This window comes from Streptomyces cyslabdanicus (assembly GCF_052663305.1).
Genome location: NZ_JBQRUW010000016.1, coordinates 174,383 through 190,343 on the forward strand (window position 1 = coordinate 174,383; position 15,961 = coordinate 190,343).

Here is a 15,961-nt window from a genome sequence, read left to right on the forward strand (position 1 = left end):
GCATGCCCGACCCGAAGTCGAGTTCCTGGCAGGTGTTCCCAGGCGATTCCGCAGGGGCGGAACCCGGTCCGGATCCCCGTCGCCGAGCCGACTCAGACCGTGGTGACGACCTGGTCGAACTCCAGGCGGGGGGAGCGCGGGTACCAGGCGTCCTCGCCCGGCTTGCCGATGTTGACGACCATCAGCGGGGTGTGGTCGTCGTCCAGGAACTCCTTGCGGACGCCCTCGAAGTCCAGGCCGGTCATCGGACCGGCGGCCAGGCCCGCGGCCCTGACGCCGACGATGAAGTACGCGGCCTGGAGAGCGGCGTTGAGGGCGGCCTGGCTCTCCCGCACCCCGCGGTCACCGAAGACGGCGTCCTTGGCCTGGGGGAAGTGCGGGAAGAGGTGGGGCAGTTCCTCGTGGAACTCGTTGTCCGCGGAGAGGATCGCGACCAGGGGAGCGGCGGCGGTCTTCGCCCGGTTGCCCTCCGCCATGTGCTGGACGAGACGCTCGCGTGCCTCGGCGGAGCGGACCAGGGTGATGCGCAGCGGCGACTGGTTCATGGACGTCGGGCCGTACTTGACCAGGTCGTAGATCGCCTGGACCTGCTCCTCGGACACCGGTTCGGCGGTGAAGGTGTTCGCGGTGCGGGCCTCGCGGAAGAGAAGGTCCTGGGCGGCGGGGTCAAGAGCGAGCGACATGGGGGAACTTCCTCACAACGGGTGGTGGATCCCGGGGGATCGGCGTGCGGCACGACCCTACGTCCTGAAAGTTCAAGGTTCAATCAAAATCGGCCCGGTGGTGATCAGCTTCACAGGGCGACGGCGCGCCGCGGTCACCTTGGCCGTCCCGCGCATTGACAGGGTGCGGCCCTGGTCGCTCTGATGTATGGGAGCGCTCCCACATCCCGCATTCCGCATCCTTCCCCCGGAGGCATACGTGCGCACCCCCCACTCGCGATTACTGCGCAGGTCCTGGGCGGCGGCCCTCGCGGCGGTCGGGTCCGTCGCCCTGCTGGTGTCCGGATTCGTCGCGACACCCACCAGCGCCGCGGAGGCCGGCTGCCGGGTCGACTACACCGTGGACCAGTGGCCCGGCGGCTACACGGCCCAGGTCAAGGTCACCAACCTCGGCCCGGCGGTCGACGGCTGGCGTCTGACCTGGACCCACGCCGACGGCCAGCAGGTGACATCGGCGTGGAACGCGACCGTCACCCAGACCGGCGCCTCCGTCGTCGCCGTCAACGCGGACTGGAACGGCTCGCTGGCCACCGACGGATCCGCCGAGTTCGGCGTCCAGGGCACCTGGAGCTCGACCAACCCCGACCCGACCGACTTCGCCCTCAACGGTGTGGCCTGCGGCGGAACCGGCACCACCCCGCCCCCCACGACCCCGCCCCCCACGGCTCCGCCCCCGACCACCCCGCCGCCCTCCGCCGACTGCGGCAGCGCCGTCGTCTGCTCGGACTTCGAGGACCAGACCGGCACCACTCCCTCCGGCGCCTGGCAGTTCGCCGCGCCCGACTGCCAGGGCACCGGAACCGCCACGGTCGACACCTCGGTCGCGCACAGCGGCAGCAGGTCGCTGCGGATCGACGGCAGCGCCGGCTACTGCAACCACGCCTTCGTCGCCTCCACCGCGGACCTGTCGTCGCTGGGGCCGGTGATGTATGTGCGCATGTGGGTGCGGCACACCACCGCGCTCCCCGCGGCCCATGTCACCTTCGTCTCCCTGCCCGACAGCTCCCAGGACGGCCGCGCGCTGCGCGTCGGCGGCCAGAACGGCGCCCTCCAGTGGAACCGGGAGACCGACGACGCCACCCTGCCCGCGCAGAGCCCGGCAGGCGTGGCGCAGAGCAGGCCGCTGCCGACCGGAAGCTGGCAGTGCCTGCGCTTCGCGATCGACACCACGGCGCCGGGGCTCGACACCTGGCTCGGCGACGAACAGATCCCGGGCCTGCACGCGGACGGCGTCCCCACGCAGGACATCGACGAGCAGTGGCTGGCCCGCACCACCCCGCCCCGGCCCACCGCCCTGCGCCTGGGCTGGGAGAGCTATGGGACGGGCGATGACACACTCTGGTTCGACGACGTGGCCGTGGGCTCCTCGCCCATCGGCTGCTGACGGCCTGCGCGAGACCACCGGCAGGGACGGTGCGCCGGGACGGAACTCCCCTTCCGTCCCGGCCCCCACCACGATGTGCCTCCCACGGCTCCGGCTGCCCGTCGAAGGGGATGTCAGGAGCAGCGCAGCAGGGTCATGAATCCGAAGTCCATGTGGAGTTGCTGGTGGCAGTGGAACAGAGACAGCCCCGGCTGGTCGGCGGTGAAGTCGAAGTCGACGGTCTGGTAGCCGCCGAGCATGACGACGTCCTTGAGCAGACCGTGGGTCGGGGTGCCGGCGATGTGGGTGACCTCGAAGGTGTGGCGGTGCAGGTGGAGGGGGTGGATGTCGTCGGTGGCGTTGCGGAACCGCATCCGGTACCGCTTGCCGTGCTCGACATCCATCACCGGCTTGTTGGTGTTCATGTTGAACGGAACGCCGTTGAGGGTCCAGATGTTGAATCCGTTGTCGGCGGCGTTGCGCTTCTCCACCAGGAAGTCGAAAGTGTGGTCGGGTCGCTGGGCGGTGGCGCCGGAATGGGCGAAGGTGCGGTAGTCCCATGTGGATGAGGGCGGTGCGGTCCATTGCGGGGAACCGGTGCGGCCGGCGTACTCGACCACGGTGCCCATGCCGTTCTTCCGGTCGTCGTCGGCCAGGTCTCCGAGTACCCACACACCGGGATGGTTCATCTCCACCAGGGCCGAGACGCGTTCGGCGGTGCCGATCCACAGCACCGGCACGTTGGCCTGGCGGGGCACCGGGTTGCCGTCCAGGGCGACCACCTTGAAGGTATGGCCGGGCAGGGCCAGGCTGCGGATCTCGGTGGCGCTGGCGTTGAGGACGTGGAACAGCACGCGCTGCCCGGACCTGACCTTGATCGGCGGGCCGTGGCCCAGTTTGCGCCCGTTGACGCTGAAGGCGTGGTAGCCGACCTCGTTGCCGTGCGGCATGCCCCGGGCCAGCGACTCGGCCATCGCCTTCTCGCCCCGCTGCTTCAGGTCCGGCACCTCGGAGCCGGCCAGGAAGTCCTGGGCCATGTCCCCGCCATGGCTGAGGGAGGGCTCGAACTCCTTCAGCGTCAGGAACACCTCCTGGTCGTAGGCGCCGGGATCGGCTTTCGGCTCGATGTAGACCGGGCCCACCTGACCGGTGTACGTGCTCCGGGTCAGGTCACCATGTGCGGCCACATGGGTGTGGTAGAAGCGGAAACCGGCCGGTCCGGGCGTGAACGACAGGCGCCGCATCCCATGCGCGGGGATGAAGGGGGTGCCCTCCTCCGAAGCTCCGTCCACTTCGGCGGGAATCCGCTGGCCATGCCAGTGGAGCAACTCGGGCGTGCCCGTGTCGTTGTGGACGTCGACCACGACCGGGCGGCCCTCGGTGAACCGCAGCAGCGGGCCGGGGAACTGCCCGTTGTACGTCGTGGTGGACACGACCGTGTCCGGCGCGAGCTCGACCCGCCCGGTCGCGATCCGCACCGTGTAATCCGCCTTGCCCGCGGCAGCGGACGCGCTGGACGGTGCTCCGGAGCCGCAGGCGGTGACCACACCGGCGCCGCCCCCGGCCAGCAGGGACACGCCACCCAGCTTGAGGGCATCGCGACGAGAGATCGACACGGCTCTGCTCCCTTCCCTGTTCCCTCGGGGTAACCCGGCGAATGCGGGCGGCCGCACACACGCGAGGGGGTGTGCGCTGAGTTGATACTGCAATACGGAAAGTAACCGTAGTGGATCGAACGCCCGTGGACGCCGGTGACATCAGCCCCGGCTGCTTCTCTCGCCGCTGTGGGCGTCGGCGGCCTGGCCGATCACCTGGCGAACGCATCTGCGTCGAAGGCTCCGTCCGGGCGGCATCCGCCGCCGGGTGGCCCGCAGGGGCGCCGAGTTCTCGCATCACCCGTAGAGCGAGCGGGCTCCCGGGCTGTCGCCCTTGAAGCGCTGGCCCGCGGCGATCTCCTCGCCGACCACCGACCAGACGGTCTCGTCGTCCTGGAAGGGGAGCGGGTCGATGCTGCTCGTCTCCTGTCGGATTCGCTCGACCTCGCGCTCCAGGCGCTCGAAGTCGGCCTCCTCGTCACCGTCGTTGCCGCTGAAAGTGAACTCCTCGAGCAGGCGCTGGAACCGGAGGGTGACCTGGACGAGGGAGGAGACGTCCGTGTGGAGTTCCTGCACGTACTCTCCGTCGGCGTCGAAGGCGTGGACCTTGCCGGAGGCGGGGTCGAGGGCGAGGTGGGCGTTCAGCAGCCAGCCGACGACGGGCCACCCGCCTGCGTCCTGGGCGGCGTCCTCGAAGTCCTCGGTGTCGAGGACTTCCTGGACGAGGGGCAGCCGACCGGTGTCCTCGTCGGGCTCACGCGGCCAGAGCACCCCCGTCGGGACGCCGACGGTCTGCAGGAGGCGGGCGCCCTCGGTCTCCGCGGCGGGGGGCGGGAAGGCGGTGGCGTGCAGGGTTGCGAGCCGGCCCTCGCCGAAGACGTCGGCGAGTCCGCCGCGAGCGACGTCGAAAAGCATTGCCGAACTCCGAACTCTGCGGCCATAGGCGCGCTGACGGACTCTCAGTGGATGGAAGCGGTCACAACAGCGTTGCAGGTCGAGGAGTTTCCGGCGACTCCGATCGCGCCCCGCCTGCTCACCCACACTCTTGCGCACATGCACGCACTCTCGCCGCAATCAGCGGCCACCCAATCGGTGTGGAGCGAGGGGATCTTATCGTCGGTCGCCGCTGACCACTGCGCCTGGCTGTCCGGCACATACCTATGTTGACATAGGTATGTTGACGTACCTATAGTCGGTGCGTGCTCGATTCCAGCGCCGCCGACCGGCAGAACGACCACGTGGCCTCGGTCCTCGTGGCGGTGCTGCCTACGCTGAACAGGGCGCTCGAGCGGCGGGTGGTCCGGGACTTCCCTCACCCGACGCTGCCGGAGGGGCAGCTCGCTCTGCTGCGGCTCGCCGAGGAGCGCGCGGGCATCACGGTCCGTGACGCGGCGGATGCCCTGATGATGAAGCCGAACAACGTCAGCGCCCTCGTCGCGCAGCTCACCGAGCTGGGGCTGCTGGAGCGCAGGCGGGATGCCGTCGACAAGCGGGTCGCTCATCTGCACCCCACGGCGCTGGCCACGGAGCGACTCGCGCAGGCGCGGGGGCTGAAGGAAGCCCACATGGCGCGTCTGCTGGAGAACCTCACCGACGGAGAGCAGGACGCCCTCGGTTCGGCCTGCGGCGCGCTGCTGGCGTTGACCCGGCGCTTCTACTCCGCCGACTGACCTTCCGGCACCGGTTCTCCGGCGCGCGCCCGGTCCTGTGCGCAGCCCGCACGTCGACGGCGCCGTCGCCCCACCGCGCTTCCCCGTCGGTGGTCGCACGCCGCCGCATCTCCGCCCGTGCCGCAAACCCTGAATCGATCTCGTCGACCTGCCGACGTTCTCACCACAGACAAGGCACCTGCATGCCCTCCACCACCGTGGACCACTCAACCCTGCCCACTCCGTCCCCACGGGGCACCGAGCGGGGCCCGCGTTCCAATTTGTGGCTGACGCTGATCGCTGTCGCGATCGGTCTCTTCATGGTCAACCTCGACGGGTCCGTGGTCTCGATCGCGAACCCGGAGATCGGCCGGGCCCTGCACGCGTCCACCGCGGACTTGCAGTGGGTCACCAACTCCTACCTCATCGCCATGGCCGCCGCCCTGATCCTGGGCGGCAAGCTGGGTGACCGGTTCGGGCGGCGTACGTACTACACGACCGGGGTCGCGGGCTTCGTCGTGACCTCCGTCCTGATCGGCCTGATCGGCTCCGTCGAAGGCGTGATCGTCTCCCGCGCGCTGCAGGGACTCTGCGCCGCGCTGCTGATCCCCAACACGCTCGGCCTGCTGCGTGCGGTCTTCCCGCCGGAGAAGTTCGGCATGGCGGTGGGCCTGTGGGCGATGGTGGCCTCCTGCTCGACCGCGCTCGGACCGATCGTCGGCGGCCTGCTGGTCGAGCACGTCAACTGGGAGTCCGTGTTCTACATCAACGCGCCCATCGGTATCGCGACCCTGGTCTTCAGCGCGTTCGTACTGCCGCAGAGCAAGGACTCCACCGGCCGCCACCGCTTCGACATCCCCGGCGTGATCCTGCTGGCGTTCGGCCTGGTGGCCGTGGTCTTCGGCGTGATCAAGGGCGAGAGCTGGGGCTGGACCTCGGGAGGAACCCTGGGTTCCCTCGCCGCCGGCCTGGTTCTGCTGGTGCTCTTCGGCTGGTACGAGACCCGTGTCCGGCACCCGCTGCTGCCCATGGGGCTGTTCCGCAGCCCGGCGCTGACCATCGGCACCCTCGTCACCGCGATCAACTTCTTCGTGCTGCTCGGCGTCATCTTCTTCCTGATGCTGTACCTGCAGAACGTCCGGGGCCTGACTCCGGTCGAGGTGGGGGTGCGCACCCTGCCACTGAGTCTGGCCTCCGTGGTCGCGGCACCGCTGGGTGCGGCGCTGACCGAGCGGTTCGGCGCGCGTCTGTCCATGCCGGTGGGCATGCTGCTGGAGGCGATGGCGTCCCTGTGGATGCTGACGTGGGACGCGCACTCCTCGTACGCGGTCATGTGGCCGCCGTTCGTGCTGCTCGGTCTGGGCGTGGGCATGGTGATGTCGGCGTCCTCGGACGCGATCGTCGGCAACGCGCCCGTCAAGGACGGCGGTGTGGCGAGCGGCCTGCAGTCCACCGCACTGCAGATCGGCGGCGCCCTCGGCACGTCCGTGCTGGTCTCGCTGATCAGCAGCCGCGTGGGCTCCACGCTCGTCGGCGAGCTGACCGGCGCCGGGTTGCCGGCCTCTGCGGCACATGGATTCGAGGGGACGAAGGACGCCGTGGCGATGGGCGTGGCGCCGGTCGAGGACGGCATGCCCGCGCAGCTGAGGGCCGCCGTCGTCGAGGGCAGCGGCAACGCGTTCATGAACGGTGTGCACGCCGCCGTCCTCGTCACCGCAGTTCTGTGTCTCGTGGGTGCTCTCCTCGCCGCCGTGGGCCTGCGCCGCGACGCCGGCTCCCCTGCTGTCGGCGGCTGACGGTGGGTCGGGCGGAAGCGGCGCCCGGCCGGGCACACGGCCCCGTCTGCCGTGCCCCGGTGTGGCGGCAGACGGGGCCGTGCGCGTCGATCGTCCCGGTGAGTCCTGAAGTCGCTGAGCTGACCGGGGTCAGAGCCCCGCCGCGACGTCGAAGAGCAGCGCCCGGAGCCATTCGACGAAGTGCTGATCGGCCAGCCGGGGATTCCAGACCATGTCGATCCCGAGTCCGGGAAGCGGGAAGGGGAACTCCTCGATCCGCAGGTCCGCGAGCGTGCGCATGGCGGCGGCCACCTGGTAGCGCAGGAGCGCGACGCCGCCGGCGCGGGCGACCAGGAAGGGCACCAGCAGGAAGTCGGAGCTCAGCTGGCCCACCCGGTAGAGGATGCCCTTGTCCTCCAGCACGGAGTAGGGAAAGACCCGCCGGTCGGTGTCGACGACGATGTGCGGCTGTGTCGTCAGAAGCTCGAGCGCGCCGACGTCCGGTGGGGTGTCCGGGGAGGCCACCACCACACAGCGGTCGTTGTACAGGCGCTCGCGCGGATACGGCGAGAAGTGCCCTTCGGAGATCAGCGCGACGTCGACGCCCTGATCGGTGAAGGTCGCCTCGGTCGGCACCGTGATCGTCCGCAGTCGCAGCGTGGCGTGCGGAGCGTGCTCGGTGACGAGCCGGGTCAGCCGGGGCCCCACGACGAACGCCGTGCTGTTCGTCATGGCGACCGTGATGACCCGCCGGTCCGTCGCGGGGTCGAAGAGGGGGAAGTTCACGATGCGTGCCGTCTGCTGCAGGGCACTGCGCAGCGGCCCCACCAACTCCAGTGCGCGCGGGGTCAGCGTGACCCCGCTCCCTTGGCGGACGACGAGGTCGTCCCCCAGCATGCGCCGCATTCTCGTCAGGGCGTGGCTCATGGCCGGCTGGGACAGACCGACCCGCTCCGCGGCCCTGGTCACCGAACGCTCCTCGAGGAGCGCGAGGAGGGGCACCAGCAGGTTCAGGTTGACCGATGCCAGCCGGTCCAGGCCCGAACCCGTGGCGCCCCGTTCCTCTGTGCTCATGCGGCGAACCCTACGTTGCCGTCCGGGTCATCCGGCGCAGCCGGGGGATCGGGATCCGGTAGTTGAGCGCCACGGCGTCACCGGCGCCGTCCTCGTGCGACCAGCGCATCAGCGCCGGACCGCCGCCGGGCCCTCCGTCGACGTACTCCGGCTCCCCTTCCACCGGCAGGTTGCCCACCGCCTTCAGGCTCAGACCGAACTGCTCCGTCCAGAAGTACGGCTGGAACCGCAACGGTGGAGCCTCGTCGCCGTGGACGAGTGCCCGCGCCGCGACCTTCGCCTGCTCGATCGCGCTGCTCCACAGAGGGATGCGGCGCAGGCCCTGCGGGGTGGGGACGGCCGCGAGATCGCCGACAGCCGCCACATCGGGGCGGACGAGACCCCGCTCGTCGACCGGGAGGGCGCCCTGGGCGGTGAGTCCCGAGTCGGCGAGCCACTCCGTGTTGGGAATGTCGCCGACGGCGGTCAGGGTCACGTCGGCCTCGAGAGCTCCGCCCTCGTCGAGGACGACCCGGGTGCTTTGGTCGTTTCCCTCGAGCCGGGCCGCCGCGGTCTCCACGATGGTGATCCCCTGTCCCAGCGCGGCCTTGACGAACACGTCGGCGAGATACGGGCCGAGCTGGAGAATCAGCGGCGCGCCCTGGGAGACGAGCGTGACCTTGCAGCCGGCGGCCAGACAGCCGGACGCGATCTCCATGCCGAGCGGGCCGCCACCCACCACGACGACCGACGGCCCGGCCGCCAGCCGTCCGCGCAGGGACAGCGCGTCGTCGAGCCCGCGCAGGGTGACTTCCCCAGGCAGATCGGAGAGACGTCGTGCCCGGGAGCCGGTGGCCAGAACGACGCGGTCGTACGGCAGGGCCGTACCGTCGTCGAGTGAGACGAGCCGGCGGTCGAGGTCGAGGCCGGTCGCGCGCACGCCGAGCAGTTCGCTCGCGCCGTGTCCGGCCGGTGGCAGCTCGAGCGACGACATGTCGTCACCGTCGAGCAGGAGCGCCTTCGACAGGGCCGGGCGGCTGTATGCCGGGTGCCGTTCGTCGCCGACGATGGTCAGCTCGCCGTCGAAGCCGGCCTCGCGGAGGGTGTCGGCCGCGGTGAGCCCGGCGACCCCGTTGCCGACGACGACGGCGCGCTTCAGGGTGCCGGTGCTCATACGACCCTCAGCGCCGCGACCGGACACACCCGGACGGCGGCGTTCGCCAGGGCGGCGTCGGCCTCACCGACCTCCTCGCGGTCCAGGACCAGTTCGCCCTCGTCGTCGAGGTGCATGAGCTGCGGCGCGGCCTCCTCGCACAGGCCGTGGCCCTCACAGCGGGGGCGGTCAAGGACGATCTTCATGCGGGGATCACCTCCAGGACGGGGAGTGCCTCGATGCTCCGGGTGGTGTTGCCGGCGACGCGGACCTCGGGTCCGGCGACGAGGCGCTCGACACGCCGGGAGAGCGCCTCGATCACGGCGTGGGCCTCCAGACGGGCGAGCCCCTGGCCGGCGCAGCCGTGCGGGCCGTAGCCGAACGACAGGTGGTCGACCGGATTGCGCTCGACGAGGAAGGCGTCCGGGTTCTCGTAGTGCCGGGGGTCGCGGTTGCCGGCGCCGAAGAGGATCGCGACCTGTGCACCCGCCGGGACGACCGCCCCTTCGATCGTGACGTCCTTCGTGACACGCCGGCCCCAGGCGTGGACGGGAGCCCAGAAGCGCAGCACCTCGTTGAACGCCGCGGGGACCAGCGACGGGTTCTCGCGGACCAGGGCGAGCTGGTCGGGATGCCGGGCGAAGAGGGCGACGATGTTTCCGATCGCCGCGACGGTGGTGTCGACGCCGGCCCCGAGGTACTGGTGGATGATGTGGCCGGCCGTGTCCGCGGGGATGGCGCCGCGGTCCTCGGCCTCGAAGATGCCGCGGCCCACGGACCCTTCGGCGAGGTCGTCGGCCTTGACCTGGGAGCACCAGGCGTAGAGCTCGCCGGCGATGGGGAAGTTCTCGGCCGTGCGCTGGTTCATGGGGCCGAGGACCTGCATAGCGGCCTGTCCCCAGCGGAGCATGTTGTCGCGCACGTGACCGGTGAAGCCGATCAGGTCCGCGACGACCTCCAGCGGGAAGGCGCGGGCGAGCGCGTCGACGGCCTCGAAGGAGCCCTTCTCGACGAGTCCGGCGACGAGGGCGTCCGCCTTCGTCTCGATCCCGGCCCTGAGACCGCGCAGCGCACGCGGGGAGAGGTTCTCCGTGAGCGTGGCGCGCAGCTGGGTGTGCACGGGCGGGTCGGACGCGAGCGAGGTGCCGGTGAGCGCCTCGTTGGCCGTCGGATTGAACGCGATCGAGGTCGAGGAGAACGACTCCCAGTCGGCGAGGGCGCCCCGGACGACGTCGTACCGCGTCAGCGCGTAGACGTCGTTCTCCGGGAGGTGGACGACCGGGCCCCGTTCCCGAAGTTCGGCGTAGACGGGGTAGGGATCGAGGACGACTTCGTCGGCGAAGAGGTCGATGTCGGAGGTCGGAGGGGTGCTCATGCCCCACAGTGAAGTGTCTGACCCCATATCGAACAAGTGAATGCTTTACATGCCGTTACATGCACCGCGCGCATGTGTCATGCACTTGACATCTCCGGGGCGGGGGGGCGGTCACGTCCAGTCGGTCACGCTCGCGCAACCCTCGGGGAATTGTTTTTTCGTGCTGCTCGTTTTATTGACGAAGTGTAAAGCGAATGGCTACCGTGACCGCAGCCACAGGGTGCGCGGGCACCCCACACCGGACATGTGAGGCAAGGCATGAGCGTCGAAAGCAACACGGTGAACACCGTCCTGGGCCCGGTGCCGGCCGCCGAGCTGGGTGTCGTCTCGGTCCATGAGGCGCTGTTGTCGGTGGTGCCCGGCGCCGAGCACGCCTTCGACATCACCATCGACCGCGCCGAGATCTTCGAGACCCTCACCGCGAAGCTGAAGGACTTCCGCGCCCACGGCGGCGGCACGATCGTCGACAGCACCGGGATGTTCCACGGCCGGGACGTCCGGCTGTACGAGACCCTCTCCCGCGCGACCGGCGTGCACATCGTCGCGTCGACGGGTCAGGGCCCCGAGGAGTTGCTCGGCGGATACTTCCTCACGCCGCAGACCAACCCGCCGACGCCGTGGCCCGCCGAGAAGTTCGCCGACCTCTTCACCAAGGAGGTCACCGAGGGCATGGTGGTCCCGCGGGTGGAGCGGCGCGGAGCGGCGGGCCTGGTGGCCACCACCGCGACCCGCGAGGGCATGACCGCGACCGACGAGAGCCTGTTCCGGGGTGCGGCCCGGACCGCTCTGAGCACCGGCGTCGCGGTCTCCGTCCGCTACGGGAGCGACGCCCTGCACGACCTGGACGTCGTCCTGGACGAGAAGCTGGCGGCCGACCGTGTCGTCGTCGGCGGACTCGACCGCAAGGACGCCGTCGCCGCCGGAGCACCCCTGGAGGTCGCCCGGCGCGGCGCCTACGTCGCCCTCGACCACGTCGGCGTGGAGGACGGGGAACACGTCACCGACGGCGAGCGTGCCGCTCTGGTCGCCGACCTGGTGCAGGCCGGCTTCGCCGACCGGATCCTGCTGTCGAGCAGCGCGACCGGTGTGGCGAAGGGCCACTGTGGCAACGACCTGCCGTACAGCCACGTCCTGGCCACCTTCGTCCCGCTCCTGAAGACACAGGGCCTCAGCGACGAGGACGCGCGGCGGATTCTCGTGGAGAACCCGCGCGACCTGCTGTCGGTGCGCTGAGCGCGCCGGCACGAACGACCATCAAGTCTCTTACTCAAAGGTGAGTGTTGTGTCGAGAGTGAACACGGTCCTCGGGCCGGTCCCGGCCGAGGAGCTGGGACTCGTCGCGGTCCACGAGCACATCGGGTACGGCATGCCCGGCTCCGAACTGGACACCAAGTGGTGGAAGACCCCCGAGCAGCGCTACGAGGAGACCGTCCCCAAGCTGCGCGCGTTCCACGAGTACGGCGGCGGCACCTTCGTCGACGCGACCGGGATCTGCAACGGCCGTGACGTCGACTACTACAAGTCGCTGTCCGCGAAGACCGGCGTCCACATCGTCGCCTGCACCGGCTTCGTCGGCGGCGACACCGCCCTGCCGCACTTCGCGAACGCCGACGTGGACTACCTTGTGCGGCAGTTCGTCCACGAGATCACCGTCGGCGTCGGAGGCACCGGCAGCCTCGCCGGTGTGATCAAGGTCGGAGTGAGCCGCGGCGGCCGGATGACGGACCTGGACAAGCGCATCTACCGCGCCGCCGCCCGCGCCTCGCTCACCACGGGCGTGCCGATCCTCACCCACCTCGCGATCGACGCCGAGAACGCGATCGCGATCTTCCAGGAAGAGGGCCTTCCCCTGGACCGCGTCCTGTTCGGGCACGTCGACGACGGCGTGAACGCCGACAAGACACGCGACGTCTGGATCGCGGAGCAGGGCGGCCGCATCGGCTTCGACACCTTCGGCTACGAGACCGAGCTGCCCGACCCGCCGTTCTGGGCCCGGCCCCGCAAGGAGCGGCTGGACCACTTCCTGCGGTTCGTCGACGGGGGCCGGCGGCTGAAGCAGGTCCTCGCCTCCGCCGACGCCAACTGCAGCCCGCTGGGCTGGCCGGGCGTCAAGGGCCACACCGTCAACTACCTCTTCGAGGACCTCATCCCGGACCTCCGCGCCGCCGGTCTCGACGAGGCCGCCATCAAGACGATCTTCGTCGACAACCCCGCCGACTTCCTCACCCTGCAGAAGTAAAGAGAGAACCACCATGCAGTCCGCTGACCTGAAGAACCTGAAGATCGCCATTGTCGGAGCGGGATACGGCGGCGCGGCGGCGGCCAAGGCCCTGAGCCTGCTCGGCGCCGAGGTCGACGTCTACGAGCAGGCCAACCGGATCCGGGAGGTGGGCGCCGGTATCGGTCTGCGTCCCGTCACCATGAACCGGTTCCGCCAGTGGGGGATCCACGACGCGATCACGAAGGTGACCTCGCCGAGCGAGTACTTCGAGATCCTCACGGCCACCGGTGACCCGATCATGAAAGAGGCGTGGCCGGCCGACGGCGAGCAGACCCATACCCACCTGATCCACCGCGGCGACTTCATCGACGCGCTTCTGGGCGTCCTCCCCGAGGGCATGGTGCACCTCGGCCACAAGCTCGAGCGGATCGAGGACGAGGGGGACAGCTCCGTCCTCACCTTCGCCGGTGGCAAGACCGTCGAGGCCGACCTGGTCGTCGGCGCCGACGGCATCAAGTCGGTGGTGCGGGGGCAGCTGTTCAGCGGGAAGGGCCCGGTGTTCTCGGGCGAGCACGCCTACCGCGCGGTCATCCCCGTCGACGCCGCCCACGGGATGGTCGTCGACGACAACCTGCGGATGTACATCGGCCGGGGCACGAAGGTCTACCTGCTGCCGCTGCGCCACCGCGGCCAGGTGTCGTTCGACATCACCGCCCTGTGCCCGGACGGCACCTGGAACCCGCAGGTCACCAAGGACGACCTCCTGGCGACGGTGGAGGGCTTCGACGAGCGCCTCGTGAACATCACCCGCGAGCTCGACATGGACACCGTCAACATCCGCGCCGTCTACGACATCGACCCGGTCGACACCTGGCACTCGGACTCCGTCGTCCTCGTGGGCGACGCGGCCCACTCGATGCTGCACCACCAGGGCCAGGGCGCGAACTCGGCCATCGAGGACGCCGGCGCGCTCGCCGACGCCCTGCGCCAGGCCGCGTCGCCGAAGGAGGGACTGGCCGTGTACCAGGCCACCCGCAAGCCGGTGACCGACGAACTGCAGCGCATCTCGCGCCAGGGGTGGACGGAGGACGAGATCAACGACGTCTTTCCCGGCCAGAAGCCCGCGGCTGCCGGGCAGGAGTGACACCATGACGCTGCATCCCGAGATCGCCGAATTCCTCGCGAGCCTGCCCGCCCCGCCCGAGGGCCCGCTCGACCCGGTCGCCATGCGCGCCGCGGACGAGGCGCACGTCGCCCCCCTGGCGGAGCGCCTGCCGCTCCACGCGGTCGACGACGTGACGGCGAAGACGGCCGTCGGCGAGATACCGGTGCGGATCTACACCCCTGTCGAGGCCGACAGCTACGGCGTGCTGGTCTACTTCCACGGCGGCGCGTTCTTCCTCGGCAGCCTGGAGACCCACGACCACGTCGCCCGCCCGCTGGCCAAGGAGACCGGACTCAAGGTCGTCTCCGTCGGCTACCGCCTGGCACCCGAGGCGGCCTTCCCGGCCGGTCTCGACGACTGCTACGCGGTCGTGCGCTGGGTCGCCGAGGAGGGTACGGGCCTGGCCTGGGACGGCGAGACCCTCGCCGTCGCCGGTGACAGCTCCGGTGGCACCTTCGCCGCCGCGGTCGCCGCCAGGGCGCACGACGACGGATTCCACCGGATCACCCATCAGATCCTCTACTACCCCTCGCTCGACCTGGACTTCGACGTCGACCGCTATGCCTCGCTGCGGGAGAACGCCGTGGGCTACGGCCTGGAGACGGCGGGTCTGAAGCCCTTCAACGCCTTCTACCTCGACAGCGGCGCCGACCCCGCGGACCCGCTGGTGTCGCCGGTCAAGCGGACCGACCTCACCGGCCTGCCGCCCGCGCTGGTCGTCACCGCCGAGCACGACCCGATGCGCGACGAGGGCGAACTGTACGGCGAACGGCTGCGCGAAGCCGGTGTGGAAGCGACGGTGAGCCGGTACGAGGGAGCGGGCCACGGGTTCGTCCAGCACTTCTCCTGGATCCCGGAGTACCACGCGGTCTTCACCCAGACACGCGACTTCCTCGGCCGCGGCTGACCGGCCGGCCCGTGCACGAGTGGAAGTGGAAAGCATGACGCACCCAGTCACCGTCCACCCCCTGGTCTCGCCCTGGGGCCGGTTCGGTCTCTACAGCTTCTTCATCGACGCACCCGAGCCGGCGATCGTCGACACGGGCATCGCCTCGTCACCCGCCGAAGGGATGGCTCCCGCGCTCGAGGCGATCGGACGCCGCATCGAGGACGTGCGCTGGATCCTGCTGACCCACGGTCACATCGACCACGTCGGCGGAGCGCACGCCCTGTGGGAACTCACCGGCCGGCGCGCACAGGTGGTCATCCACGAGGCCGACGCACCGATGCTCCGCTCGCGCCGGGCCCACGTCGAGGAGTACCTCGCGGGACGGGGTCGGTACCTGGAGGACCCCGAAGGCGAGGCGAAGGTGACGGCCGCCACGGAGGCCGTCATCTCCGGCGAGATGGAGCCCTCCCTGCTCGTCACGGGCGGCGAGACCCTCTCCCTCGGCGGTGATGTCACCGTGTCGGTGCACTCCCTGCCGGGCCACACGCCCGGATCGGTCGCCTACGTCGTCGACGGACAGCGCTCGGTGTTCACCGGAGACGCCGTCCAGGTCCACGGGGCGGCCAACGGCTTCCCCGGCTACACGGACCCGGTCGCCTACCGCGCCGGCCTGGAGTACCTGCGGGACGAGATCCGTCCGCGGCACCTCTACCTGGGGCACCCCTACCGCCGCGTCGACGGCACACCGTACGGCGTCGAGCTCGACGAGGCGCGGGCCCAGGAGGCCATCACCCAGAGCCTGGACATCGAGGCCCGGGTCGCCGCGGCCGCCTGCGGATGCCTGGAGGCGGGGCTGCGGGAGACGGATTCGCCGTACTCCCCGTTCGCCCGTGCCGCCGAGGAGCTCGGCTACACCGGGGACCCCGCGCTCGAGCCGTCGCCGTTCTTCACCTCCATGGCCGGCTACCGCACGCACCTCGAACAGAACGCGTAACACAGGA

15 protein-coding genes are annotated in these 15,961 nt (G+C 70.3%); 8 read left to right on the top strand and 7 right to left on the bottom strand.

Annotation, left to right across the window (positions count from 1 at the left end; genetic code table 11):
• Positions 1-92: 92 nt before the first annotated feature.
• A complete protein-coding gene (locus ACTYVM_RS11265; RefSeq protein ID WP_445525779.1) occupies positions 93-683 on the bottom strand; it encodes a malonic semialdehyde reductase in 591 nt (196 codons plus the stop codon).
• Between the two features lie 238 nt (positions 684-921).
• Between ACTYVM_RS11265 and ACTYVM_RS11270 the strand changes: the two genes are divergently transcribed.
• Positions 922-2,106, top strand: coding sequence for a cellulose-binding domain-containing protein (locus tag ACTYVM_RS11270; protein WP_445525780.1), 1,185 nt, complete (start codon positions 922-924; stop codon positions 2,104-2,106).
• Positions 2,107-2,219: 113 nt separating this feature from the next.
• Here the strand turns inward: ACTYVM_RS11270 and ACTYVM_RS11275 are convergent, their stop codons facing one another.
• Both ACTYVM_RS11275 and ACTYVM_RS11280 read right to left on the bottom strand, forming a co-directional pair.
• Complete coding sequence (locus ACTYVM_RS11275) at positions 2,220-3,701, bottom strand: multicopper oxidase family protein (RefSeq protein WP_445525781.1); 1,482 nt, start codon at positions 3,699-3,701, stop codon at positions 2,220-2,222.
• A 276-nt stretch (positions 3,702-3,977) separates the two neighbouring features.
• Positions 3,978-4,595, bottom strand: a complete 618-nt coding sequence (locus ACTYVM_RS11280) for an SUKH-4 family immunity protein (RefSeq protein ID WP_445525782.1) — start codon at positions 4,593-4,595, stop codon at positions 3,978-3,980.
• A 284-nt stretch (positions 4,596-4,879) separates the two neighbouring features.
• On the opposite strand from ACTYVM_RS11280, the gene ACTYVM_RS11285 reads away from it, so the two are divergent.
• Together ACTYVM_RS11285 and ACTYVM_RS11290 are read left to right on the top strand one after the other, a co-directional pair.
• A complete protein-coding gene (locus ACTYVM_RS11285) occupies positions 4,880-5,350 on the top strand; it encodes a MarR family winged helix-turn-helix transcriptional regulator (protein ID WP_445525783.1) in 471 nt (156 codons plus the stop codon).
• A gap of 182 nt (positions 5,351-5,532) precedes the next feature.
• Positions 5,533-7,125, top strand: coding sequence for an MFS transporter (locus ACTYVM_RS11290; RefSeq protein WP_445525784.1), 1,593 nt, complete (start codon positions 5,533-5,535; stop codon positions 7,123-7,125).
• A gap of 129 nt (positions 7,126-7,254) precedes the next feature.
• Here the strand turns inward: ACTYVM_RS11290 and ACTYVM_RS11295 are convergent, their stop codons facing one another.
• From ACTYVM_RS11295 to ACTYVM_RS11310, 4 genes are read right to left on the bottom strand one after another with little or no spacing between them, the layout of a single operon-like run.
• Positions 7,255-8,178 (bottom strand): LysR family transcriptional regulator, encoded by a 924-nt coding sequence (locus ACTYVM_RS11295; RefSeq protein ID WP_445525785.1) that lies wholly within the window; start codon positions 8,176-8,178, stop codon positions 7,255-7,257.
• A 10-nt stretch (positions 8,179-8,188) separates the two neighbouring features.
• Positions 8,189-9,331: an NAD(P)/FAD-dependent oxidoreductase gene (locus tag ACTYVM_RS11300; protein ID WP_445525786.1), complete on the bottom strand. Its 1,143-nt coding sequence runs from the start codon at positions 9,329-9,331 to the stop codon at positions 8,189-8,191.
• Entirely contained in the window at positions 9,328-9,516 is a 189-nt protein-coding gene (locus tag ACTYVM_RS11305; protein WP_100572037.1) for a ferredoxin, read from the bottom strand. The genes ACTYVM_RS11300 and ACTYVM_RS11305 overlap by 4 nt, the downstream gene beginning before the upstream one ends.
• Complete coding sequence (locus ACTYVM_RS11310; protein WP_445525787.1) at positions 9,513-10,685, bottom strand: cytochrome P450; 1,173 nt, start codon at positions 10,683-10,685, stop codon at positions 9,513-9,515. The genes ACTYVM_RS11305 and ACTYVM_RS11310 overlap by 4 nt, the downstream gene beginning before the upstream one ends.
• A gap of 258 nt (positions 10,686-10,943) precedes the next feature.
• On the opposite strand from ACTYVM_RS11310, the gene ACTYVM_RS11315 reads away from it, so the two are divergent.
• From ACTYVM_RS11315 to ACTYVM_RS11335, 5 genes are read left to right on the top strand one after another with little or no spacing between them, the layout of a single operon-like run.
• On the top strand, positions 10,944-11,918 hold the full coding sequence (locus ACTYVM_RS11315; RefSeq protein WP_445525788.1) for a phosphotriesterase family protein: 975 nt from the start codon (positions 10,944-10,946) through the stop codon (positions 11,916-11,918).
• 49 nt (positions 11,919-11,967) lie between these two features.
• Positions 11,968-12,924, top strand: coding sequence for a phosphotriesterase family protein (locus ACTYVM_RS11320; protein ID WP_445525789.1), 957 nt, complete (start codon positions 11,968-11,970; stop codon positions 12,922-12,924).
• A 13-nt stretch (positions 12,925-12,937) separates the two neighbouring features.
• The gene (locus ACTYVM_RS11325) at positions 12,938-14,050 is read left to right on the top strand and encodes an FAD-dependent oxidoreductase (RefSeq protein WP_445525790.1); all 1,113 of its coding nucleotides are present in this window, start codon (positions 12,938-12,940) and stop codon (positions 14,048-14,050) included.
• A 4-nt stretch (positions 14,051-14,054) separates the two neighbouring features.
• The gene (locus tag ACTYVM_RS11330; protein WP_445525791.1) at positions 14,055-14,978 is read left to right on the top strand and encodes an alpha/beta hydrolase; all 924 of its coding nucleotides are present in this window, start codon (positions 14,055-14,057) and stop codon (positions 14,976-14,978) included.
• A gap of 34 nt (positions 14,979-15,012) precedes the next feature.
• Positions 15,013-15,954, top strand: a complete 942-nt coding sequence (locus ACTYVM_RS11335; protein ID WP_445525792.1) for an MBL fold metallo-hydrolase — start codon at positions 15,013-15,015, stop codon at positions 15,952-15,954.
• Positions 15,955-15,961 lie beyond the last annotated feature (7 nt).

Bases quoted from the DNA above. Each gene is read 5' to 3' on its own strand.
- ACTYVM_RS11265 (WP_445525779.1), bottom strand. From the start codon at position 683: ATGTCGCTCGCTCTTGACCCCGCCGCCCAGGACCTTCTCTTCCGCGAG.
- ACTYVM_RS11325 (WP_445525790.1), top strand. From the start codon at position 12,938: ATGCAGTCCGCTGACCTGAAGAACCTGAAGATCGCCATTGTCGGAGCG.
- ACTYVM_RS11335 (WP_445525792.1), top strand. From the start codon at position 15,013: ATGACGCACCCAGTCACCGTCCACCCCCTGGTCTCGCCCTGGGGCCGG.
- ACTYVM_RS11330 (WP_445525791.1), top strand. From the start codon at position 14,055: ATGACGCTGCATCCCGAGATCGCCGAATTCCTCGCGAGCCTGCCCGCC.
- ACTYVM_RS11295 (WP_445525785.1), bottom strand. From the start codon at position 8,178: ATGAGCACAGAGGAACGGGGCGCCACGGGTTCGGGCCTGGACCGGCTG.
- ACTYVM_RS11310 (WP_445525787.1), bottom strand. From the start codon at position 10,685: ATGAGCACCCCTCCGACCTCCGACATCGACCTCTTCGCCGACGAAGTC.
- ACTYVM_RS11290 (WP_445525784.1), top strand. From the start codon at position 5,533: ATGCCCTCCACCACCGTGGACCACTCAACCCTGCCCACTCCGTCCCCA.
- ACTYVM_RS11300 (WP_445525786.1), bottom strand. From the start codon at position 9,331: ATGAGCACCGGCACCCTGAAGCGCGCCGTCGTCGTCGGCAACGGGGTC.
- ACTYVM_RS11280 (WP_445525782.1), bottom strand. From the start codon at position 4,595: ATGCTTTTCGACGTCGCTCGCGGCGGACTCGCCGACGTCTTCGGCGAG.
- ACTYVM_RS11305 (WP_100572037.1), bottom strand. From the start codon at position 9,516: ATGAAGATCGTCCTTGACCGCCCCCGCTGTGAGGGCCACGGCCTGTGC.
- ACTYVM_RS11315 (WP_445525788.1), top strand. From the start codon at position 10,944: ATGAGCGTCGAAAGCAACACGGTGAACACCGTCCTGGGCCCGGTGCCG.